This is a genomic window from Hymenobacter sp. APR13 (genome assembly GCF_000737515.1).
Lineage (GTDB): Bacteria > Bacteroidota > Bacteroidia > Cytophagales > Hymenobacteraceae > Hymenobacter.
This window is the reverse complement of record NZ_CP006587.1, coordinates 3,156,199-3,179,618: the sequence shown is the minus strand read 5'-3', so window position 1 is coordinate 3,179,618 and position 23,420 is coordinate 3,156,199. Positions and strand designations below refer to the sequence as shown.

Below are 23,420 nucleotides of genomic sequence, written 5' to 3'. Positions count from 1 at the left end.
GCCCGCACCGACCTGAGCGCCCTCAGCCGCCATGCCGAAGCCATCCGGCAGCAGCTCAGCAAGGTGATTGTAGGGCAGCAGCCCTTGGCCGAGCTGCTGCTGACCGCCATCCTCGCCGACGGGCACATTCTGCTGGAAGGCGTGCCTGGCGTGGCCAAGACCCTCACCGCCAAGCTGCTGGCCCGCACCCTCGACGTGCCCTTCAGCCGCCTGCAGTTCACGCCCGACCTCATGCCCTCCGACGTGCTAGGCACCTCCATTTTCCGCCCTAACAAGGCCGAGTTTGAGTTCCGGCCCGGTCCCATCTTCGCCAGCATCGTGCTGATTGACGAGATTAACCGGGCGCCGGCCAAAACGCAGTCGGCGCTGTTTGAGGTGATGGAGGAGCGCCAGGTGACCCAGGACGGCACCCGCTACGCCGTGCCGGAGCCGTTCGTGGTGCTGGCCACCCAAAACCCCATCGAGCAGGAAGGCACCTACCGCCTGCCCGAAGCCCAGCTCGACCGGTTCCTGTTCAAGCTGCATGTGGGCTACCCCACCATGGAAGAGGAAATTGCCATTCTGCAGGGCCACCACGCCGGTTTTGGCGGCACGCCGCTGGAAGCGGTGCAGGCCGTGCTCAGCGCCGACGACCTGCGTAGCCTGCGCGAGCAGGTGCGCCGCCAGCACGTCGAGCCCAAGCTGCTGGAGTACATTGCCCGGGTGGTAGGCCAGACCCGCGCCCACAAAGGCCTCTACCTCGGCGCATCCCCCCGCGCCTCGCTGGCCCTGCTCAACGGTGCCAAGGCACTGGCCGCCCTCCGCGGCCGCGACTTCGTAACGCCCGAAGACGTGCAGTATCTGGCCGCCCCAGTACTGCGCCACCGCATCCAGCTCACGCCCGAGCGCGAAATGGAAGGCAGCACCCCCGACGACATCGTGAAGCAGATTCTGCAGCAGATTGAGGTTCCGCGGTAGCTGTCATTGCGAGAAGTATCCTAGTTGTCATTGCGAGGAGGCACGACGAAGCAATCCTTCCTCTCTGAGCTCTAAGCCATCCTAAGCGCAAAGGTCTCCGTCGCCAGCTTACTGGTTAACCGCTGTTCGCTATGCGTGAGCATAATTATCACGTCTACATCCTCACCAACGCCAATCATACTACGCTCTACATCGGCGTCACCAACGATTTACGCCGGCGCGTTTCTGAGCACAAAGAAGGCAAGCAGCCCGGCTTCACGCAGAAATACAACCTGAATAAGCTGGTCTATTTCGAGCATTATCAGGATGTGAAAGCCGCTATTGCGCGCGAGAAACGATTGAAGGGCGGTTCACGGGCGAAGAAAATAGCCTTGATTGAAATGAATAATTCTGGCTGGCTGGACTTATTTGACACGATTTGAGTAGTACACCTTCATCCGGAGAGCTTGTCTTGAAGGGGCGTTTTGAGCTTAGAGAGGAAGGATTGCTTCGCTCCGCTCGCAATGACAATCCATGAAATCCTTCTTTCTCACCCGCCGCTTCTTTCTGCTACTTGCCGCTCTTATCCTGGGGCTGGTGGTGGCGTTTTTTCTGCCGGGCTGGCTGGCACCGGTGCAGCTGGCGCTGGGCTTGCTGTTGGTGCTGCTGGCGCTGGATGTTCTGCTGCTTTACGCCCCGGCCAAAGGCGGCGCCGGCCACCTGTTCGGGCGGCGCGTGCTGGGCGACAAGCTGGCCAACGGCTCCGACAACGACATCAGCCTCTACCTCGAAAACCACTACCGCTTCCCGGTCAGCACCGAAACCATCGACGAGATTCCGCACCAGTTTCAGCGCCGCGACGTGCTGTTTCGGGCTGCTATCCGGCCGGGCGAGACGCAGGTAATCCGGTATCAGCTGCGGCCGGTGAAGCGCGGCGAGTACGAGTTTGGGGCCTTGAACGTGTACGTGGCCTCGCCATTGGGGCTGGTGCGGCGGCGCTTTCAGTTTGATGAGAAACGGGTGGTGCCGGTGTATCCGTCGTTTCTGCAGATGCGGCAGTACGAGCTGCTGGCCATCAGCAACCGCCTGACGGAAGTGGGCGTGAAGCGCATCCGGCGGGTCGGGCACAGCATGGAGTTCGAGCAGATCCGGCCCTACGTGCCCGGCGACGACCCGCGCTCCATCAACTGGAAAGCCACCGCCCGTCGCACCACCACCGGCCACACCGCCGACTCGCTGGTGGTCAACCACTTTCAGGACGAGCGCGCCCAGCAGGTGTACTGCCTGATTGATAAGGGCCGCGTGATGCGTATGCCGTTTGAGGGCCTGAGTTTGCTGGATTACGCCATCAACGCTACCCTGGTCGTCAGCAACATTGCCATCCTCAAGCACGACAAGGCCGGCCTGATTACCTTCTCGCACCAGCCCGGCGCGGTGCTGCCCGCCGACCGGCGTGGCGGCCATATGCGCAAGCTGCTGGAAGTGCTCTACCGCCAGCGCACCAAGTACCTTGAAACCGACTACGAGCGGCTGTACATCAGCGTCAGGAACAACGTCCGACAGCGCAGCCTGCTGATTCTGTTCACTAACTTCGAGACGCTGAGCGGCATGCAGCGCCAGCTGCCTTACCTGCGCCGCCTCGCCAAAGACCACCTGCTGCTGGTGGTGTTCTTTGAAAACACCGAGCTGCGCGAGTTTCTGGACGCCCCCGCCGCCACCCCGCAGGACGTCTACAACCAAACCATTGCCGATAAATTCGCGCAGGAAAAGCGCCAGATTGTGCGCGAGCTGAACCGCTACGGCATCCACGCCCTGCTCACGGCCCCACAAAACCTGACGGTGAACACCATCAACAAATACCTGGAATTCAAGGCTCGGGGGCTGATATAATCACGGATTTTTGCGGATTAAACGGATTGGTCGGATTTTATAGTCGTCAGCACCTATAGAAGTAGCAGAACCCTACCACAGCACGCCGTCCACGAAATCCGATTAATCCGTTTAATCCGCAAAAATCCGTGATTAGTCGAAAGCCTCCAGCCGGGCGTTGTCGAGGAGCAGGTTGGCGCTGGTGCCGTAGTAGAGGAAGGTGATGGAGACGTTGTCGAAATCGGCTTGCGGGGGGCGCATGTCGAAGTGCAGGTCACGGGGCCAGCCGCCTTCCAGGGCCCGTTGCAGGCGCACGGTGCGCTCCTTCACCACCTCCTGGCCGCGGCGGAAGCGCACCACGTATTGCGTCATGCGGTTCATGTCCCACTCGGTCTGGTCGGCGCGGGCCTGGGCGGAGGCGCGCACCCAGGTGAACTGGCCGGGCTGGACCGGCACCGTCCATTCGGTGCTGTGCGGGTGCTGGGCGTCGAGGGCCAGGGAGCAGGCGCCTTGCAGGGCCGGCGTGCCGCACAGGCCCGGCGCAGGCTGCTCGAAATCCTGCTGCCAGAGCACACGCGTGTTGCGGGCCTCGCCCGTGAATTCGGAGTTGCTGTCGAGCAGCAGGCGGGTTTCTGGGGGCACTTCGTAGCGGAACAGGATGCGGCGCAGGTAGGTGCGGTTCATGTCGCCGGCCGCCAGCAGGCCTTGGCCGCCGGGAATGGCCATCTGCGTCAGCCAGTAGCCGTAGGCGCAGCCCAACAGCAGCAGCGGCGCCGCAGCCACTGCCCAGCGCGGCCGGGCCAGCAGCCAGCTCAGCGCGGCGGCCAGCGGCCAGGCCAGCACGGCGTAGCTGTCAATCATGGCGCGTGCACCCAGTCCGCCGCCGTACAGCCACTCGTTCCAGGCAAACGTGACGTAGGTGAACAGCACCATGAACACCAGCAGCGGCCAGAACGCCGCCGGCTGCTGCCGCCGCAGCGGCCCGAAGCCCAGCAGCGCCACCACCAGCAGCGGCGAATACAGCAGCCAGCCCGTCCGGAAGCTGAAGATGCCCTCGAACAGGTGCGGTTTCAGCCAGTTGAAGCCCTGTTCCTGGTAGCTGTACACAATCCAGCGGCCGGTGGCATAGTGCCAGTACAGCGGCTGCAGACTCAGCAGCGCGCCGCCGGCCACCGCCGCCCCCAGCAGCAAAAGCCAGTGCCGCCGCCAGAACGTGAGCCGCTCCCGTAGCGCCACCAGCGAAGTCAGGCCCCAGAGCAGCGGCAGCACTACGGCCAGCAGCGCCGTAGGCCGCGTGAGCGTCATCAGCCCGATAATGGCCCCGATACCAGCGGCCCGCACCCAGCCAGGCCGCGCGTAGAAGGCGGGCGTAAGCAGCAGCAAGGCGGCGTACCAGGTCAGCAGCCAGCTATGCGTCATGCCGGCGTGGCCAGCGCCGCTGTAGGTGAGGTAGTTGCTACCGAGCAGCAAAATCAGCAGCGCGCCCGCCGTGGGCCACTCGCCAAACCGCGGCAGCAGCGCCCGCCGAATCAGCCAGAACCCCAGCACCGACACCAGCAGACTGCCCAGCTTCACGGCCAGCTGATACGGCGCCGAAAAGCCGTCGGGCAGGTAGCCGAGCGGGGCTGCCACGGCGTGGGCCGCCAGAAAAAACGGCAGCTCCTGCAAAGCTAGGCCCGCCGGATATTTCAGCACGAAATGGCCGCTGGCGGAGTCGCGGTAAGCCTGGTAGAAATCGGGCGTGGGCGCGTAGTCGCGCAGGTAGGCGTCGCGAAAGTTCAGCTCGCGCAGGTCGTGGTAGATGAAGGTGGCCGGCAGGTATAGGTAGTAGCCGGAAGCATCCCAATTCAGCACCGGCGACTTATTGCCACTCTGCGGGGCCGGATAATACCACCAAGCCAGCACCAGCAGCAGCGCCGTGCAAACCCAAGCCGCCCATCGGGAAGGAGAAATCATGAATAGGAACAATAGGAATACGCTGCCGCAAATTGCGGAAAAGCCCGCGCCTTTGCACGCATGAGTTGCGGCTGAGGCCGGACCGCTGTAGCGCGAAGCCTTTGCTTTGCGCACCACGGCACGTAGGCGCCGCGCACAGTGAGTGTGCGACGCATAAGTCAATTGTCCGAGGGTACGCGAAGCAAAGGCTTCGCGCTACCGCCGTTCAAGCCCGGCACGAATGGTGCAGATAGCCTCGGCTGATTCGGCGGGTGCCGTATCTTTCGCCCCCACCCTGCTCTTTTGCCGCTTATGCTTTTCCGCTTTTTCGCTGTGCTGCTGCTGACCGCGCTGGTGCCCGCCGGCCTGCTGCAGGCGCAGGCCGTTGCCCCGGCCGCTACCCGCAATCTGCTGCCGGTGCCTACCTCCGTACGCTGGGGCTCTGGCAGTTTGGGCGCCAGGCTGGCGCTGCGGCCCCTGCTTACCGGCCCCGCCGACCCGGTGCTGAAGGCTGCCGTCGGGCGCACGCTGGACCGGCTGCGCCGCAACGGCAGCGCCCTGCCCGCCGGCAGCCCGGCCGCCGCGCCTTTGCAGATTCGCTACGGCCGCGTGGGCTTGCCCGAACAGCAGGACGAGGAGCGCTACAGCCTCCGCGTGACGCCCACCGGCGTACTGATTGACGCGCCCACCACGCTGGGCGTGCTGCGGGCCCTGGCCACGCTGGAGCAGCTGCCGCAGCCCGACGGCCGCCGCACGGTGCTGCCCGAAGTGGACATCCAGGACCAGCCGCGCTTTGTGTGGCGGGGCTTGCTGATTGACGCGGCCCGCCACTTCATGCCGGTGTCGGTCATCAAGCGCAACCTCGACGCCATGGCCGCCGTGAAGCTGAACGTGCTGCACTGGCACCTCGCCGACGACCAGGGCTTTCGGGTGGAAAGCCGCACGCTGCCGCGTCTGCACGAAGTCAGCGGGCAGCACTACAGCCAGGCGCAGGTGCGCGAGGTGCTGCGCTACGCCGCCGCCCGCGGCATCCGGGTGCTGCCCGAGTTCGACGTGCCCAGCCACACCATTGCCTGGATGGCGGCCTACCCGCAGCTGGCCTCCAACGACTCCATCTACGGCGTGTACCAGAGCTGGCGCACCGCCAACCTCGCCATCGACCCCACCAAGGAAACCACCTACGCGCTGCTCGACACGCTGTTTCGGGAAATGACGGCGCTGTTTCCGGACCCGTATTTCCACATCGGCGGCGACGAAAACGACGGGCGGCAGTGGCGCAAAAGTGCGCGCATCATGGAGTTTGCTCGCGTCAATGGCATGCTGAAAGCCGATAAGACGCTCGACAAGCACGCTCTGCAGACCTACTTCAACCGCCGGGTGCTGGCCATCGTCACGAAGTACAGCAAGAAGATGGTGGGCTGGGACGAAATCCTGGGCCCCGGCCTGCCGCAGAATGCCGTTATCCAAAGTTGGCGCGGCAAAAAGGGCCTCTACGATGCCGCCAAAGCCGGCAACCCGGCCCTGCTGTCCAGCGGCTACTACCTCGACCTCTACCTGACGGCCGCCAGCAGCTACCTCACCGACCCGCTCCCCGCCGACAACCCGCTCACGCCCGAGCAGCAGGCCCTGATTCTGGGCGGCGAGGCCACGATGTGGAGCGAGTTTGCCGACAGCGTGGTTATCGATTCGCGCATCTGGCCGCGCGGCGCGGCCGTGGCCGAGCGGCTGTGGTCGGCGCGCACGGTGCAGGACGTGCCGGATATGTACCGCCGGCTGGAGGCCGTGGCGGGGCAGCTGGAGAAGCTGGGCTTGCAGCACCGCCGCGCGCCGCTGCAGCTGCTCCGGCAGCTCGCCGGGCCCGACCCAGCCATGCTGGCGCCGCTGCGCACCTTCGCGGCCGTGCTGGAGCCCGTGAAGGAATACAAGCGCCACTTCCAGGGCTTCAGTTATACCCCCAGTACGCCCCTAACCCGCCTCGTTGACGCCGCGCCGGCCGAATCGGACGTGGCGCGGCAGTTCAGCTGGCGCGTGGATTCGCTGCTGGCCCTGCGCCCCGCCAAAACCGCCGCCCTGCCCCGCACCGCCGCCGCGCGCGACCTGCACAAGCGCCTGCGCACGCAGCTGGAGCTCTGGCAAACCAACGACCCGCGCCTGCAGCCGCTGCTGCTCACCTCCCCCACCCTCACCGAGTACGCCCCGCTTTCCGGGCAGCTGCGCCTGCTGGCCGCGCTGGGCCTGGAGCGCCTCACGCAGCTGGAGCGCGGCACCGTGCCGTCGGCTGCGTGGCTGGCCGCTGCCCAGAAGCAGCTGGACGCCGCCAAAGTACCGGCCGGCCAGACAGAGCTGGCGGTTGTGGCCGGGTTCCGGAAGCTGCTGGCTCCCTGATAAGTTGCCACTTCTAAATTCAGGCCCTTGCGCCCAATACACAGTAGCCCTGAAAAGCCGGGCCTGCCAGCGGATAACTGCTGGCAGGCCGCGCGCTTTTCAGGGCTACTGTGTATATGGAACAGGCTGGTTTCAGCACTGCTTAGTGAGTACAGCGTATGTCTGCTCAGTGGCTAGCGAAGCACGATCTTACTCACAGCTGCCTCGCCTTTCACTATCAGGTGTACTGCATACATCCCGGCCGGCAAATGTGCCACCTGCATCGTGTGCCGACCACTTGCTGATGCTGGCACTTCCTGTTCCAACACGAGGTTGCCAACCGTATTATACAGACGGACCACAGCCACAGTATTCACCGTATTTCGACGCTGACTATCTGGAACGATGAGAGTAAATTCGCTGTGCGCCGGGTTAGGATACAACGTCAACACGTGTGCTTTGGGTTTGGCAGCCAGCCCAGATAAAGGCTGTGCTTCATTGAGTCGGATTGACAATTGCGAAGCACTGCTGGTAGCTGGTAGTGCACCCAAGTCCAAGTCACCATCCGTGTCGAAGTCGGCTAACAGCAAGCGGGCCGGGTTGCCGGGCACGGCTACGCTCTGCGACGTGCTGAAGCTTCCTCCGCCATTATTAAGTTGCACCCGCACAAGGCTACTGCCGGCATCAGTGACGGCCAGATCCAAATCCTCATCCTGGTCTAGGTCGCCGAGCACTATCTGACCGACGCTGCCTGCCGCCAGAGGCGTACCCGTACGCGTAAACTCTCCGCTGCCATTGTTGGCAAGGATGGCTACCCACCCACCGGAGGTGAAGTCAGTGTAGCCTACAGCCAAGTCTGCATCTCCATCACTGTCCAGGTCGCCGACGGCTAGGCTCTGCGGTGCTCCCGGCACGCGCGGCGACGTCCCAGCTACCAGCACCCCGTCGCCATCATTAAGAAACTGCTGCATACCCGATGCCTGATTGGCCGTCAGCGCATCCAGGTCACCGTCCCGGTCCACGTCGACCAGTACCACCATCACGGCCGAAGGCGCGGACAGCGTGGTCGGCAGGGCCGTGAAATATCCTTGTCCATCGTTGAGGGCCACCGTCAGAAGGTTGGCACCAGAGGCAGCGGCTACCAAGTCCAGGTCACCATCGGCATCCATATCCCCCAAGGCAAACCAGTCGCAGTTCATGGTAATGAATCGGGGTGGTGCGAAGGTAGCGTTGCCGTTGTTGAGACATACCACCGGACTGAGTGTACCGGCGCTGGCTACCACGTCCAAGTCACTGTCGCCGTCGACATCAGCCGCCTCAATATGCCATACTGCAGTGCGGTTGCCGGTATTAATTACTGGTCCCGGCAGCAGGCGGGCTTGGCCATCGTTAAGCAACACTCCAACGCCGAATACCCCGTTGGTTTCTGTGGAAGTAAGCACATCCAGGTCGCCATCATTGTCGAGGTCGCCGGTGGCCAGCGCGTACGTGTAGGGCCGTAGTGGCACCTCGACGCCCGGTCGGAAGAAGCCTCGCCCTGCTCCTGACGTAGCAGCGGTGAACTGATATACTTGCTTGCGTACTATGCCAGCCGTGGTGGTTTGCATGCTGGCCGGCAAGCTTACACTAACCCGTTCGCCCGCCGCAAAGTCCTGGTCTGGGTCAAAGCGCAGCGTGGCGGAGCCGCCGCCCATCACTACCCCAGGCCGGCGCCCACGTAACTGACTGCCGAACACCCGCATGTTACCGGCTGTAGCGGCTGTAATCGGGGCGGAAAATGTGAGGTTCAGAGTAGCCGCGCGCGACACCGAACCAGCATTGGGACCAGGCACCAAGCCGCTGGTTACAGCCAGCACCTGCACTGTGAAATTACTAGCGGAAGTAGCCGTGCCACCCGCAGTTACCACTGTCAACCGCCCCGTGGAGGCTCCGGCGGGCACCCTCACGGTAAGCTGCGTTGCCGAGTTTACCAAGAAGCCCGGTGCTACTACCCCATTGAAGCGCACTGCCGACACCCCCACGAAATTGCTGCCAGTCAGCTGTACTACGGTGCCTTCGGGCCCGATAGCCGGTGTAAAACTGGTGATAGTTGGGGACGGCGGCACATTGTTCTGGTGCACTACAAAATATGGGTAGGTCTGGAGCAGATCCAGGTCGCCGTCACGGTCAATATCAGCCAGCGTAGGGTTGTATTGCCGGGAGAGCGTAGGCAGCCCTTGCCGCAAAGCAAAGCGACCGGCACCGTCATTAGCAAGCACCTCGGCGGTGCTGAAGCCGGAGCTGATTGTGACCAGGTCCGTATCGCCGTCGGCATCCAGGTCGCCCACGGTCATTCCGTCCATACCCCGTCCCGCCCAAAAGCCGCCGGGCCGGAAGTTGCCGGCGCCATCGTTACGGACCACGTTCAGCCAGGACTGCCCCAGCGGATGGACATTGCCCACAGTGTCGCGCCAGCTCAGCGCCAGCACGTCCAAGTCGCCGTCGTTGTCCGCGTCGGCCAGATGCAGCGACGACGCGCCAATGTCCTGCGAGAAGGGCAGTCGCTCCGCGGAGGTGAAGTGCCCTTGCCCATCATTAAGCCGCACGTAGTTAGTGATGCTATAGGTCATCACCAAGTCCAAGTCGCCATCATTGTCGAGGTCGCCAACTCGGATCAGTCCAACTGCCGCGTAGCCATCTGGATAAAGTACCTCGTTGGTGGTACCGCCAAAGCTGCCACTGCCATTGTTGAGCCGCAGGCTGGTGGTGGTGGCAAACTCGCCGGAGTTGGCTGTTAGCAGATCCTGGTCGCCATCAGCATCAAAATCAGCTAGCACCACCTGAATCGGCCGATCTGCTACGGACACATCAGGGGCCGCGGTAAATGTTCCGTTGCCGTTGTTGAGGCGGAGATGCACCACATCGGCGCTAGCATTCGTAACGGCCAGATCAAGGTCGCCGTCGCCGTCGATGTCGCCTACTGCCATATTGCCCAGCAATCCGGCTTGCGACGTACTCACCAGCACGGGCGTGGACGGCCCAAAGGTACCGGTGCCGTTGTTGCGCTTCAGCATCACCTGCAGCTCGCCGAGCAGCAGCAGATCCTGGTCGCCATCGTTGTCAACATCAGCGGGCAGCACCTGCCGGTCGCCGTCCTGAGTTGCAGAGGCGGCCCCCAGAAATCCGCGGCCGGTGCCTTCAACGGCCGCCGTAAACTGAAATACCCGCCTCACAACACGGCTCTGGCCGGCAACGGTAGCCGGCGGCACACTCACCGATATCCGTTCACCCGGCTCGTAGGGCTGCGTGGGCGTAAAGGTGAGCGTAGAGCTGCCGGCCCCGCTGCGGGCACCAGCCAGCAGGCCACCGCGCCGCTGGCTGAATATCGCCAGGTTTGCCGGTGTGTGCACCGGCTGGGCCTGCCCGAAACCGACTACAACCGGCGCCGTGCGCGGAGCCGTAGCCTGCCGCAACGGACTGGTGCTGACAACTGCCACCGGCTGAAGCACCGTGAACACGCCTGCTGAGTTGGCCGCACCTACCGTATTGACAACCTGTACGATGCCTGAAGAAGCCCCAGGTGGCACACGCACTGCCAAACGAGAGGCTGTCAGGACGGTAAAATCAGGCGCTGGAGTTCCGTTGAAAGTTACGCTGGTTGTGCCGATCAGGTCAGCACCCGTCACGAACACTACAGCCCCCGGCAAGTCGCTGGTCGGCGACACGCTGATGCCGGCGGGTGCTGCCAGACGCTGGTTGAGCAGGCTGTGCAGCAGTAGGCTACCGGAATCAGCTACGAGCAGATCCTGGTCGCCGTCGCCATCCAGGTCGGCGAGGGTGGGATCGTGCAGCTGGTCGCCTGCTGCCAGGCTTTCGTTGCCACTAAACTGCCCCAGGCCGTTGTTACGCCGCACCAGCGTTGCAGCCGCCGCCGTAACTACCAGATCCAGGTCGCCATCCGCGTCGAGGTCGGCCAATGCTAGGCCGGTTCCGGCGGGGGCGGCCGGGCCACCTGCAAACGCCCCGGTGCCGTTGTTGAGCAGTACCAGACCGTTGTTGGTCACTAGGTCGAGGTCGTAGTCATTGTCCAGGTCTCCGAGCACCACGCGGGTCAGGCCCGTGCCCGCTCCCACCGTTTGCACCTGAGCAAACCAGCCGGTACCGTTGTTGAGGCCGATGCTGAGCGTACTGCCGGTGCCGGTGCCTGGTCCGCTTTCGTTGGCCACTACAAAATCCAGGTCGCCATCGTTGTCGAGGTCGCCGAGGCTGATGCCAGCAGACTGCCCCCCCACTGCCACTCCTAGCCGGGCGGCAAAGTGCCCGGCCCCGTCATTGAACAACGCCTGCACACTGTCGCGAGCAGCGTTCGGCGCCACAATATCCAGGTCGCCATCAGCATCAAGGTCGCCCAAGGCAAAGTCTGGTGTGTCTTCGTAGAGGCCCCTGATACGCGGTTGCCGGTCGAACGTACGGCTGCCGGTATTGAGGCATAGGTGGCCACTGCTAGAGAGCAGGTCCAGGTCACCGTCGGCGTCCACGTCGGCCAGGGCTACCTGGCGCGGACTGTCGCCAATGAACAGCGCATATGCCAGGCTGTCGGCAAAGCCGCCCTCTCCATCGTTGAAGCGGACCATACCTGCCGTGGTAAGCAAATCTGTGGTTCCATCATTGTCCACGTCGCCCACGGCAAACCCGTAGCGCGACTGGTAAGCCGCCACAGAACGACCGTTGGGCAACGGCATCATCAGCCCCGTACCCGTGCCTGTGGCCGCTATCCGAAACTGCTGGGTCTGGCGCAGCGCGTGGCTGCCATCGGCGCCCGTGAGGCGGTCAGGAATCGTAACGCTCACCAGTTCGCCGGCGGCATAGGGCCGGGCAGCGGTAAAGGCCAAGGTGGTGGTGCCACCGCCCGTGGTGGTACCCTGGCGGCGGCCACCGTGCCGGTTGCCGAATACGTGTAGCTCCGCGGCCGCACCAGCCCCGGCAGCGCGGGACAGCGTCACCGTGACGGGCGTATTGGCGGCCACATTATTGGCGTTGAGGCGCGGTGCCAATCCGGTAACGGCCAGCGGCTGCGTCACCACAAAACTACCGGGAGCCGTAGCGGTACCGGCTGGTGTGGTGAGTACAACCGGACCGGTGGTGGCGCCGGCGGGCACGGTGGCCAGCACCTGAGTGGGCGAAATAGCCGTGAAGCTGATAGCCGGCACACCGTTGAACACCACCCCCGTCACCGTCTGCAGGTTGGCACCGACAAGGCGGGCTAGCCCCCCTACCGGGCCACTACCTGGCTGCAACTCCGTAACGGTGGGCGGTGGGCCGGGCCGGTTCAGCTTGACCCGGATAGCTCCCTGCTGATCATTGGTAAGCAAGTCCAGGTCCTGGTCGCCGTCTAGGTCGGCGACCAGGGCTAGGCTGGCCGAAAGGCCGGCTTCCGGGGTAGCCACGATGCGGGGGAAGCGAGCGGCACCATCGTTGAGCGCCACTCCGGCATGAGTGATGATATCCAAATCGCCGTCCGAATCCGCGTCGGCTATGGCCAAGCTCGTACAGACCAGCGACAGGGTAGCAATACTGTTGCCGAAACGGCCCTGCCCATCGTTGAGCCGGACGTTGAGAGACTCCTGATAGCCAACACTCGTCACCAGGTCAAGGTCGCCATCAGCATCCAGGTCAGCCAGGGCGGCCTGGGCAGCAATGCCCGCCACCGGCGGCAGGCTGGCGGAGGCGCTGAACACGCCATTACCATCATTCAGGGCTATGCCGGCTACCCGCTGGCTCGAACCGCCGGTAGTACCCAAAATCAGCAGATCAATATCTCCGTCGTTGTCTACATCGCCGGTAAGCAGGCTCGTACCTGCTACCCCAGGATAGGAATCCTGCTGCGCCGAAAAAATACCGCTGCCGTTGTTGTAAAAAGTACTGACTACGTTGCCCCGCAGAGCCAGCAGGTCCAGGTCGCCATCGGCATCTGCGTCTACCAGCGCGTTGCCCGCGTAGCCCCCGGTATACAAGTTTCCGGCGATGCTGAACCCGGCCGGACCATTATTGCGCCACACTACCGCCTGGCCATTGTATGCTGTGCTGAGCAGGTCCAAGTCGCCGTCGGCATCCAGGTCACCAAGTTCGAGCAGGTTGGCCGCGGCGGGGCCGCTGATGGTGGAGGCACTGGTGAAATTACCAGCCCCGTCATTCAGATATCTCACTATTCCTGTGTTGCCGCTGGGAACCACCAAGTCCAGGTCACCGTCGTCGTCTAGGTCGCCCACACGGAAATGATTGGTCTCAATGGCCGGCAGTACACTTCTGGTCACGAAGTCGTGCCGCCCGGTGCCGACCACGGCGGCAGTAAACTGCACCACCTGTTTGCGCACTTGGTTGCCGTCGGGGGCTTGCATACTGGCCGGCAGACTCACGCTGAGCTGCTCACCCGCTGCGAAGGGCTGCGCCGGTCGGAAGCTAAGGGTAGCGGTGCCGGCACCGTCCAGCGTACCGGCTCTACGCCCACGCCAGCGGCTGAATATCTGCATTTTTCCGGCAGAAGCCGCCGTAACTGAAGCCGAGAAGCTCGCTGTGACAGGACTGGTAACCGGTGCATTCACCGCGTGGCGGGCGGGCACAATCCCCGTCAGCAGCACCGGCACGGGCAGCGTAACCTCATAGCTGGCAGGCGAGGTGGCGGTGCCGGCTTCCTCGGTCACGACCACCACCGGACCAGTGCTGGCACCGGCCGGCACGGTCACGTCCAGAGAAGTGCCGGCAGCATTTGGCACAGCCCCCACGGCCGGTACACCATTGAACGTCACAGCAGCTATATCAAGCAGGGCAGTACCGGTGATGGTAACAACCGTGCCCACCGGCCCCCGCTCGGGTGTCAGGCCGGTAACACGTGGCGACGGCAATGGCGGTGGTGGGCCTTCGTTCCGGCTCAGTAGCACGTGGCCTTCGTTGTCGGACGTGATGAGGTCGAGGTCCAGGTCACCATCAACGTCGCCCAGCGTTACGCCTTCTGTGGTGACGGCCATTGTAGCTGGGGTACGGTTCAGGCGTAGCGCCCGACTCTGCTGCGCAAACGTGCCGGCCGTGTTCAGAAACGTCAGTACGCGCCCGCCACGGCCCTGGGCCACCACTACATCCAGGTCGCCGTCGGCGTCTACGTCACCGGTTCGCAAGCCACTGGGAGTACTGCCCGCAGGCAGCGGCAACGTGGTGGTGCCCGTGAAAGTCCCGCTACCATTGTTTAGCCGCAAACTCACACTGGCTGTTCCGACGCTGGCCGTCAGCAGGTCCAGGTCGCCATCACCGTCTACATCGGCCAAAGCCAGATCAGAAGGCTGTAGGCCCACGGTCACGCTGGTGTAGCTCCCAAAGACGCCCATCCCCGAATTGCGGCTTACGCTCACGCTTCCGGATGGCGCACTCGGCGTGCCAGCATTGGTTGTCAGCAGGTCCAGGTCGCCATCATTGTCGATGTCGGCCAGCGCAACGGACGTAGGGCCGGCGCCCATGGGCACGGTTGTAACGCCAGTGTATAGCAGTGGCAGACTGCCATTGTTGTAGCGCACCGTGGCTGAGCCGTCGTCGGCGTTGGCCGTTACAAAATCCAGGTCGCCGTCGCCATCTACGTCGCCGGCAGCCACTTCTACCGGCCGCGCCCCTACAGGCGCATTTTGCGCCCCACCAACTGACCCGATGAACTCCCCGGTACCATCATTGAGACACACGGCCACGGTGGAATTTTCAGCGTCGCTAACCAGCATATCCAGGTCACCGTCCTGATCGACATCGGCCAGCGCTACGCCGCTGGGCTCTTCGGCCGTCACCAGCCCGGATTTGAGAGCAAACCGACCGGCCCCGTTATTCAGAAAAATGCGGCATCCGTACAGCGAGCCGGTCGTGACCAGGTCCAGGTCGCCATCATTGTCCAGGTCGCCAAGCACCTGGTCGCGGGTGGTGGTGTTGCCCACTATGGTAGTGTCGAGGAAGAACCCGCGGCCGGGGCCGCCGGTAGCAGCCTGAAACTGATAGACCTCGCGCCGCAACGCCGCACCATTGGTGGAAAGCAAGGTTGAAGGTAAGCTGACCGAGAGCAATTCACCCGGGGCGAAGGCCCTGATGGGCGTAAACGTGAGCGTACTAGTGCTGCCGCCCGTCAGGGTTCCGGCGCGGCGACCCTGCAGAAGCGGGCTGTACACGCGCATACCCGCGGCGGTGGCGCCCGTTACAGGTTGCGAGAACCCTATTACCACAGCACTACCACGCGGCGCCGAAACAACTGAACGCGTGGGCTGGCGAGTTGACACCACCATTTGAGCAGACGCGGTCTGAGCACCGGTAAGCATTGTTGCCACAACCACTCCTACGTTCCGCCAGAAGCGGCCAGATGGAAATGCGGTGGATAAAGGACAATAGGGGATTAAGGCGGAAGTAAATGTTTTAGCCAAACAATGAGTGTTTACTAACGAATGATTTTTCTACAGTCCTACGACACAGGAAAACTACCAAAAAGCTGCTGACATCTGTATATATGCAATAGCAAGTTTTACTGTTTTACTTACTTCTGGCCGGCGCACTTTTTCGCTCAGTGAGTTCTGCGAGGGCACTTTTAAACTCCCTCCAAAGTACAGATACGCTTTGAAGCGAGCCGCCCTAAAACAGCACCGACACCTGCATGCGGCCGGTGTGCACGGCGCCGATACCGTTGGCTTTGCGGCCGTCGTAGGCCAGGCTTAGGTTGAGGCCGTTGCTGAGGCGCTGCTCGGCGTTCAGGTTCCAGGTGAAGTTGCTGCCGGGGCGCAGGGCGTTCAGGATTTCCAGGCCCACCACCGAGTCCTGGGCGCCATCGAAGCTGATGCGCACGTAGCGCGTGGTGGCCGTGATGGTGCGCTTGCTGACCTGGCTGATGCGGGTTTCGATACCCAGCTCGTCGAAGATGCCGCGAGCTTTGTTGGCGTCGTTAATGGGCGCGACGTTGTTTTTGTCAGTGCGCAGGTAGGTGCCGGTGAAGCGAAAGGTGCCGTTGGGCTGGTAGCTGATTTCGGGCGCCACCTCGTAGGCCAGCACCCGGAAATTGCGGGTTTCCAGGTACGTGGAGCTGTTTTGCCGGATGGTGCGGCTCAGGTTCAGGCGGCCCGTAAACGACTGCGCCAGCGTGCGGCGCAGCAGCAGGCTCTGCGCCGCCAGGTTGCGGATGTCGGAGCCCTGCGTGAGCAGCACCTTCTGCTGGGTTTGCTGCACGGTCATTTCCGCCCCGAAGATGGGGTTGGACCGGTTGAAGTACAGCGTGTTGCGCAGCAGCTTGTTGAGGCTCAGCAGCAGCGAGTCCTCGGTCTGGAACGCAAACGGGTTCAGGCGCGACGACAGGCTGTTATCCGTGGTGCGGCGGTCCAGCGTGACGGTGCTGATGGCCGAGAAGCGGGCCGCAGCCGCCCGCCAGCCGCCGGCTTCGCGCCAGGCGCGCGGGGCGCTGGTAGTAAGGCGGTAGCTGAAGCGGTTGGTGAAGGCCAGAATGTAGTCGTCGGTGGGCAGGTACACCTTGATGTGGGTGCGGTAGACGGCGTCCGAGGTCTGGGCTTCCAGGAATTCGTCGCGGTCCTCGGTGTTGTTGCCGTTGGTGTCGCCGCCGTAGTAGTGCGTGCCCTGGCCGTTGGGCATGGCCACGAACGCGTAATCACGTTTTAATTCGCGGCCGGTAGCCACCTGGTAGCTCAGCTCGGAGCGAATCTGGTTTTGTAGCAAGCTGGCGTTCCAGTCGATTTTGGCCAGCACGTTGCGCTGGCGGGCGCTGTCGCGCACGGCCAGGTTGCGGTAGGTGGCTAGGATGGCTAGGTCCTGGCTTTTGCCGAGGCGCGTGGTCATGGTGCCCTGCCAGGTTTGGGCGGTGCTGCGCGGCTGGATGGCGGTTTGCTCGGGGTTGGGCGTCTGGTCGCGGCGGAAGGTATAGTCGGCGCGGAAACGGGTGCGGGCCGAGTCCTGGCTTTGCAGGAACACGTTGTGCTCGTCGAAGTAGTTGGCCGAAGTGACGGAGTCGCCGGCGGGCAGGGCCACCCGGTTTTTGTCGAAGCGGTAGGCGTAGCCGGGCACGATGGGCGCGCCCACGTAGCGCGCCGCCGCCTCGCCCCGCGCCCACCGGGACTCCTTGCGCCCCGCCTGCGAGCTCAGCAGAAACAAGCTGCCACGCAGCTGCACGTCCCCGATCTGGCGGGCGGCATCCAGCCAGTGCTGCAGCCCGCTAACCTCCCCCGCCCGAAACCGACGACTGAGGCGGTAGTTGACGGCGTTGTTTTCGTCTTTGGCCGCGCCCACCGCGAAGTTCAGAATGTTGTCGGACTGCGCCTCGCGGCGGGTGGCGTTGCCCTGCACGGTGCTGGCGGTGCTCCAGTTACGGTCAAACTCGATGTCGCGAAACCGATCCACGGGCGCGAACCGGCTGCTGGTGTACTCGTAGTCGAGGGCGCTGCGGAAGCGGTAGTCGCGCAGGAAGCCCAGGCCGGGCAGGCGGCGGTCCTGCACGGCGTAGCCCACGCGCATGGCCTGGCCCTTGTCGGAAGCCGGCGAAAAGCGGTTCAGATCCAGCTCCGACACGGCCACATCCACGAACACCGAAGCCGTGGAATCCAGCTGAAAGCTGGCCCCGCCGGACACAATTTGCTTAAGCAGCGGCGCCGGCAGCAGCCGGATGGGCGCGTAGCGGCCCTGCGGCACGCCGGCCACCGGCTCCACAAACTCAAACACCCGCCCGTTGGCGCCCGGAAAGCGGGTGCTCAGGTTGTAGTCGCCGTTGCCGGGGCCCACCTCCGTGAAGCGCACGTTGTACACGTCGCGCGTGGAGTCGGCCGGGTACGTGAACACCTCCACGGGCAGACCGTTGATGGTACGCGTTTCGCGGTTGTAGAGCACCTGCGTGCGGGTGTAGGCCACGGGGCTGCCGCCGCCGGGCGTGCTGGCCTGGGCCACATTGTCGGGCAGCTCGCGCAGGCGGCGGCGGTCCACGCTGTCGAGCTGGAGGTTGGGCGAGTTGTCGGGGTTGTCGGCTTCGCGGTAGAAGTTGGCGTGCACGTTCAGGCGGCCCGCCTGCTGATAGTGGCTGGCGTGGTAGAGCGAGCGGGCGTAGTTGAAATCGGAATACTCGAAGTCAATCTTGATGCGCGAATTGCGGGTAATCAGGTGCTGGGGCGAGAACGTGACTTCGGCCTGGTTGTAGTCGATGACGTAGTCGTTGTCGAAGCCGCGCGTCATCAGGCGCCCGTCCAGGTACACCCGCTCGGAGTTGGCCAGCACGATGATGAACTGCTCGCCGTTGGGCCCGCGCAAACGGTACGGACCCTGCACGTTCTCAATCGGGGCCACATCAATGCTGGCGAACTTGCCCTTGGCCACACCGCCCGCCACCGTGGTAGACGACCGAACGGGCCCGAACCGGCCGCGGGTTTCGCCTGAAACGGTAGTGCCGGCCACCTGCGGCACGCCCAAACCCACCGGCGCCAGCGGGCTACCGGGCGCGGTGGTGGCGCCCTGCTGCCCGCCGTTGGTGATGGTGGTGGTCGAATACGAGCCTGAACCGACGCCCGGATAGCCGCTCAGGGGCGTGAGCTGGGGCGTGCTGAAGCCGCTGAGGCCGCCCGCATTCTGCCCCAGATTCACTTCCAGGGCCGCGCCCTGCACGTTTTTGTAGAAGCGCAGGAAGTAGTCGGGCTTGTTGCGCATCACCACGTCGCCAGCCGTCAGGTTCCAGCGCGGACTGGTGAGCGTGATGTAGATCCGGTCGAATTCCTGCAGCTGCTGGGTGTTGCCTTCGGGCTGGAAGGGCACGTTCTGGTCGCTGATGGCGGCCGTGAGGTTGATGTTGTCGGTGAGGCGGCCTTCGAGCTGCAGGTTCAGCGAGGAGTTCACAAACACGTTCTGGGCGTTGCCGAAGCTGATGCCACGGGCCAGATTACCGGTTTTGTTGATGCCCGGTGTGCTCAGAATCTGCTCTTTCACCGTGAAATCTTCCTGCCCGAACGTGCGGCGCGGGAAACTCAGACTATCCAGCAAACCGCGCGGCCGCCGAAACGCCGGCGCCGCCAGCCGCAGCGGCAGCACCCGGTAGCACACCAGCACCGAATCGAGGCCGGGCACGGCAATATCCGGCTGGCCGGGCTCGGGGCTGGGCAGGCGGCGGCCGGGCTCCACGTAGCGGTACCGGTCCTGGCGGGCGTCGTAGGCCACGGCGCGGCCCTTGATGCTCACGGAAGTGGGCACTACGGTGAGCGTGTCGGGCAAGGCAAAATCCGTGGTATCCCGACCGGGCAGCAGGCGCACCCACAGGCAGCGGCGAGTGTTGGGCGGGGTTTCGGGCCGCTGCTGGGCCTTCGCGCCCGCCCACGCCACCACGCACGCCAGCAGCAGGCACAGGCGCAGAAAGTGGGGCGGAAAGCTGCTACTCATAGAAAAGATATACACGCCGGCGGGCTGCCGGTAGCTCAACGTAAAAATAGCGTGGATTCGTGCCAGCCTGTTGTACCGCTAAGCTCCAGCTTGGCGAACGAGCGGAGCGAGTACCTCGCGCTAGCGCAAGTGGCGCGGTTCCGGCTACTCGCCTGCGGCTCGTCGCCAGGCCGGAGCTTAGCCCTACCCCGCCAGCGGCAGCTCGATATAGAACGTAGTGCCGGTGCCTTCCTCCGTCTCAAACCAGACGCTGCCGCCGGCGCTTTCGATGCCGCGGCGCGCCACCGCCAGCCCGATACCGGAGCCGGTGGCTTTGGTGGTGAAGTTGGGAATGAAGATTTTCTCGCGCACGTCGGCCGGGATGCCGGCGCCGTTGTCCTGGATGCTGATCTGCACCCGCTTGTTGCTCTGCACGCTCAGCTGGGCCGAAACCTGGGCGGCGCGGCCTTCCGGCACGGCCTGCAGCGCGTTGATGAGCAGATTATTGAACGTGCGCACCAACAGGTTTTCGTCGGCAAACACGATGGTAGGCGTTTCTTCTTCGGGCAGGTGCAGCTCGATACGGGCGTCGGGGCGGCTGCCCTGGTGCAGCTCCACGCAGCGGCGCAGAATCGGGGCCACGTCGAGGCGCTCAGGGCGCATGGCGGGCAGGTTGGTGAAGGTGCTGAACGAGGTAGCAATGTCGGTCAGCACGTCGATCTGGGTGATGAGCGTCTGCGACACCTTGGCAATCAGCTCGTCGAGGTTGGGGCGCTGGTCCTGGATGGCGCGCTGCAGAAACTGCAGGCTCAGCTTCATGGGCGTTAGCGGGTTCTTGATTTCGTGGGCCACCTGCCGGGCCATTTCGCGCCAGGCAGCTTCCTTTTCCTGGGTGGCCAGCTCCAGCTTGCTTTCCTCCAGCTTGAGCAGCATGGCGTTGTACTCGCGCACCAGCAGCCCAATTTCGTCGTCCGACTGGTAGTCGAGCGTTTCGTTCTGGCCGGTGAGCGTGGTTTGGCGGAGCTTCTGGGTGAGCAGCTTGAGCGGGTTGGTGAGCATGCGCGAGGCCACAAACGTGAGCACCAGAAACACGATGAACATACCCGTGAAGATGTTGAGCAGAGTCGAAATCAGCTCAATCAGCTTGTTGTCCAGCTCTTTCTCGGAGTCGAAGAACGGAATGCCCACGTAGCCCAGCACCCGCCCGGCCTGCCCGGCCTCGGTTTCGGCGGCCCGTAGCGGCAGATACAGCGAGTTGAACGACAGCGAGCCGGCCCGCTCCATCAGCAGCACCCGCGGCTGGGCGCGCTCCTTGAGCGCCGCCACGGCCTGCGGGTTCATCAGCGGCCCCAGCAGCCCCGACTCGAACATGATGGGCTGGCTGCTGACGATGAGCTGGCCGCGGGCGTCGTAGAGGTTGAGGTCGGTTTCGGTGAGCGAGGCCACGTTGTCGGCCAGGGCCAGCAGCGCGGGGCGGCCGGCCGAGTCGGTGAGCAGGACGCGGTTCTGCAGCAGGTTGTCCTGCACGGTGCGGCCGCGCCGCTCGTAGGTGCGGCGCAGGTCGCGCTTATACGACGACGTTACCTGGCTGGCCGTGGCAATACTCACCAGCACCAGCGGCACCAGAATCCCGAAGTTGAGAAACAGCTGAATCTTGGTGCTGAAGTTGGTGCGCAGCACGGCCAGGTACTCGCCGCGCACCAGCAGGTACAGTGCCATGGCCAGCAGCCAGTAGAAGGTGTGCAGCAAAAACAGAAACGAGAAATTGGCCAGCCAGTCGGAGAAGCTGTAGGTGGACGTGGTGACGACCACCGTGCGGTGCTGGGTTTCGTCGCGCACGGCCAAATGGTGGAAGCGGCCCACCACCAGCCCCGTGCGGTACAGGCGCGGGTCGTTGTACTGCTGACGGCGCAGGCGGTTCACGTAGTCGAAATCCCCTTCGCTGTACACCAGCCGGTCCTGCTCGTAGCCGGCGTAGCTCAGCTCGGCGCCCAGCCCAGGCTGAAAGAGCTTCTGGTCGACCAGCAGCTCGGGCACCACGCTGTAGGTGGTCAGCTTCTTGAGGCTAAGCTCCAGCAGCACAGTGTTGGTACCCTGCCCCGCCCCGGGCACGGCCACGAAATCCACGTAGCGCCGGGTGCTGAACGAGTTGCTGCCGCGCACCAGAAACAGGTTGAGCTGGTCGGTGCGGGTGGAGTTCTGCAGCAGCCTGTACCGCGCCTGCGACAGGGTTTCGGCCCCCTGCCCCGCCCCGATGGGCCGGCCGGCGGCATCAAAAAACGATATCGTGACTTCGTATTTGCCGAAGTAGTTGCCGAGATAATGCTTCACAATTTTCTGGCGCACCACTTCCGGGTTGGCAAACGGACCAGCCAGCACCTTGCGGATCAGCGGGTCGGCCGCAATTTCGCGGGCCCGCTCCGTAAGCAGAAACTCGCCCTGCAGGTCGTTGTCGGTGAGCAGGTTGCCGGCCAGGTTCTGCTTGTTTTGCACCAGCTGGCGGTCGAAGTGCTCGAACAGCGCCAACGCCCCCACGGCCGCGCTGACACTGAGCATCAGGAAGATGAACAGATATACCTGGTAGGTGCCCATGGCCGCCACGCGCCGCAGCCCGGTCAGGCGCAGCAGCAGGAAAATCCAGAGCGTGATGCCGACCAGCATCACCTGCACCTGCCCCAGTGCCACGCCCACCGGCAGAAACAGCAGCGCCCCCAAACCCAGGCCAAACACGCCCTCCCGCCCTTTGCCGGTACCCAGCGTGGCGCTGAACAGCTGCGCCACCAGATAGTACCCCACCAGATAGGCCCCGGTGTGCAGGGCAATAGCCAGCGTCAGCAGCAGCTTGAGGCCCGATACCGAAATATCCTGCGTGATGTCGAGAATGACCCGCGAGTTGTTGAAGCTGTTGGAATAGAACTGAAACTGCAGCTCCAGCAGCACAAAAAACAGCACCCCGGCCACCACGCCTACCGTCGTGCGGTCCGAGGTTTTGGTGAGGCGCTCCACCCAGCGGGTGGGGTTGTAGTGCCGGAACAGCCGTAGCCCGCAGTAAGCCGCCAGCGCTAGCAGTAGCGCGTTGATGAACAGGTCGCCGAGCGAGGGCGACAGCCACGACGCCGCGTACACCCGCGGGTCGAACAAGGGCAGCTCAATAAAGGAAAACGGCAGCCCCAACGGCAGCAGCACGGCTCGCAACAAGCCCAGCGGCAGCAGCAGCGCCGCGCTGCCGGCCAGCACGCGCCCCGCCCCGAACAGCCGCCGGGCCCACATCAGCCAGCTGGCCAGATAGAGCAGCAGCCCCACCACCAGCAGCGCCATCGGGATGTACTTGCCGGTGATGGGGTTGCGCTGCAGGCGCTCCAGTGAGAACAGGTAGCGGCCTTCATCCGATTCAATAGCCGGCAGACCAGGCTTCTTATCGGTTACCAGCCGCACGTTCAGCCCCCGGAACAGGGCCTTTTCGGAGCCTTCGCGCAGGTAGCGGTTGCTGATGCCGTAACGTTTTTCCAGCGGCACATAGGTCAGCACCACGTAGGGGCCTGAGGCCTGGCGCAGCGCCAGATAGCGCCCAAACTGCATGTCCACCAGCTTTTCCCGAAAGCTTTGGCCGACGTTTTCGGGCTGGGGCCGCGTGGTGTGGTCGGACCAGTAGCGCAGCTGGCCGTTCTGGTAGATGAAGCTCGGATAGGTCGTGCGGCCCACCAGCGAGCCGAAGCGCAGCTCGCCCCGGACTGCCTGCTGCAGTACGTCGGTGGCTTCCCGTTCGGCCTTCTGCTCGGCGTCCCGCACCAGCTTCTGCAGCCGCAGCGCATCGGCGCGCAACAGCACGTCGGGCGTCTGTCCATACCGGTTGCTCAGGAAAGCACCCGCAAAACAGAGGAAAGCGGCCAGCAGCAGGGCTAGCGGTAGGGAACGGGCGAACTTCAACA

At 63.8% G+C, this 23,420-nt stretch carries 8 protein-coding genes; 4 read left to right on the top strand and 4 right to left on the bottom strand.

Going from position 1 to position 23,420, the window contains the following annotated elements; translation table 11 throughout:
* Positions 1 to 63 precede the first annotated feature (63 nt).
* The 3 genes from N008_RS13295 to N008_RS13285 all read left to right on the top strand — a co-directional run bounded on the left by N008_RS13295 (position 64) and on the right by N008_RS13285 (position 2,826).
* Entirely contained in the window at positions 64 to 957 is an 894-nt protein-coding gene (locus N008_RS13295; RefSeq protein WP_231569826.1) for an AAA family ATPase, read from the top strand.
* Positions 958 to 1,088: 131 nt separating this feature from the next.
* Positions 1,089 to 1,379 (top strand): GIY-YIG nuclease family protein, encoded by a 291-nt coding sequence (locus tag N008_RS13290; RefSeq protein WP_044016648.1) that lies wholly within the window; start codon positions 1,089 to 1,091, stop codon positions 1,377 to 1,379.
* Positions 1,380 to 1,470: 91 nt separating this feature from the next.
* The gene (locus tag N008_RS13285) at positions 1,471 to 2,826 is read left to right on the top strand and encodes a DUF58 domain-containing protein (RefSeq protein WP_044016646.1); all 1,356 of its coding nucleotides are present in this window, start codon (positions 1,471 to 1,473) and stop codon (positions 2,824 to 2,826) included.
* Positions 2,827 to 2,958: 132 nt separating this feature from the next.
* Here the strand turns inward: N008_RS13285 and N008_RS13280 are convergent, their stop codons facing one another.
* Positions 2,959 to 4,761 (bottom strand): hypothetical protein, encoded by a 1,803-nt coding sequence (locus tag N008_RS13280; protein ID WP_156109314.1) that lies wholly within the window; start codon positions 4,759 to 4,761, stop codon positions 2,959 to 2,961.
* A 291-nt stretch (positions 4,762 to 5,052) separates the two neighbouring features.
* On the opposite strand from N008_RS13280, the gene N008_RS13275 reads away from it, so the two are divergent.
* Positions 5,053 to 7,125 carry a beta-N-acetylhexosaminidase gene (locus tag N008_RS13275; RefSeq protein ID WP_052381531.1) on the top strand — a complete coding sequence of 691 codons (2,073 nt, stop codon included), beginning with the start codon at positions 5,053 to 5,055 and terminating at the stop codon, positions 7,123 to 7,125.
* A 173-nt stretch (positions 7,126 to 7,298) separates the two neighbouring features.
* Here N008_RS13275 and N008_RS13270 read toward each other — a convergent pair whose 3' ends face one another.
* From N008_RS13270 to N008_RS13260, 3 genes are all read right to left on the bottom strand, one after another.
* On the bottom strand, positions 7,299 to 15,149 hold the full coding sequence (locus tag N008_RS13270; RefSeq protein WP_197062855.1) for an FG-GAP-like repeat-containing protein: 7,851 nt from the start codon (positions 15,147 to 15,149) through the stop codon (positions 7,299 to 7,301).
* A gap of 583 nt (positions 15,150 to 15,732) precedes the next feature.
* Complete coding sequence (locus N008_RS13265; protein WP_156109313.1) at positions 15,733 to 19,512, bottom strand: hypothetical protein; 3,780 nt, start codon at positions 19,510 to 19,512, stop codon at positions 15,733 to 15,735.
* 183 nt (positions 19,513 to 19,695) lie between these two features.
* Entirely contained in the window at positions 19,696 to 23,418 is a 3,723-nt protein-coding gene (locus tag N008_RS13260; RefSeq protein ID WP_052381530.1) for a sensor histidine kinase, read from the bottom strand.
* Positions 23,419 to 23,420 lie beyond the last annotated feature (2 nt).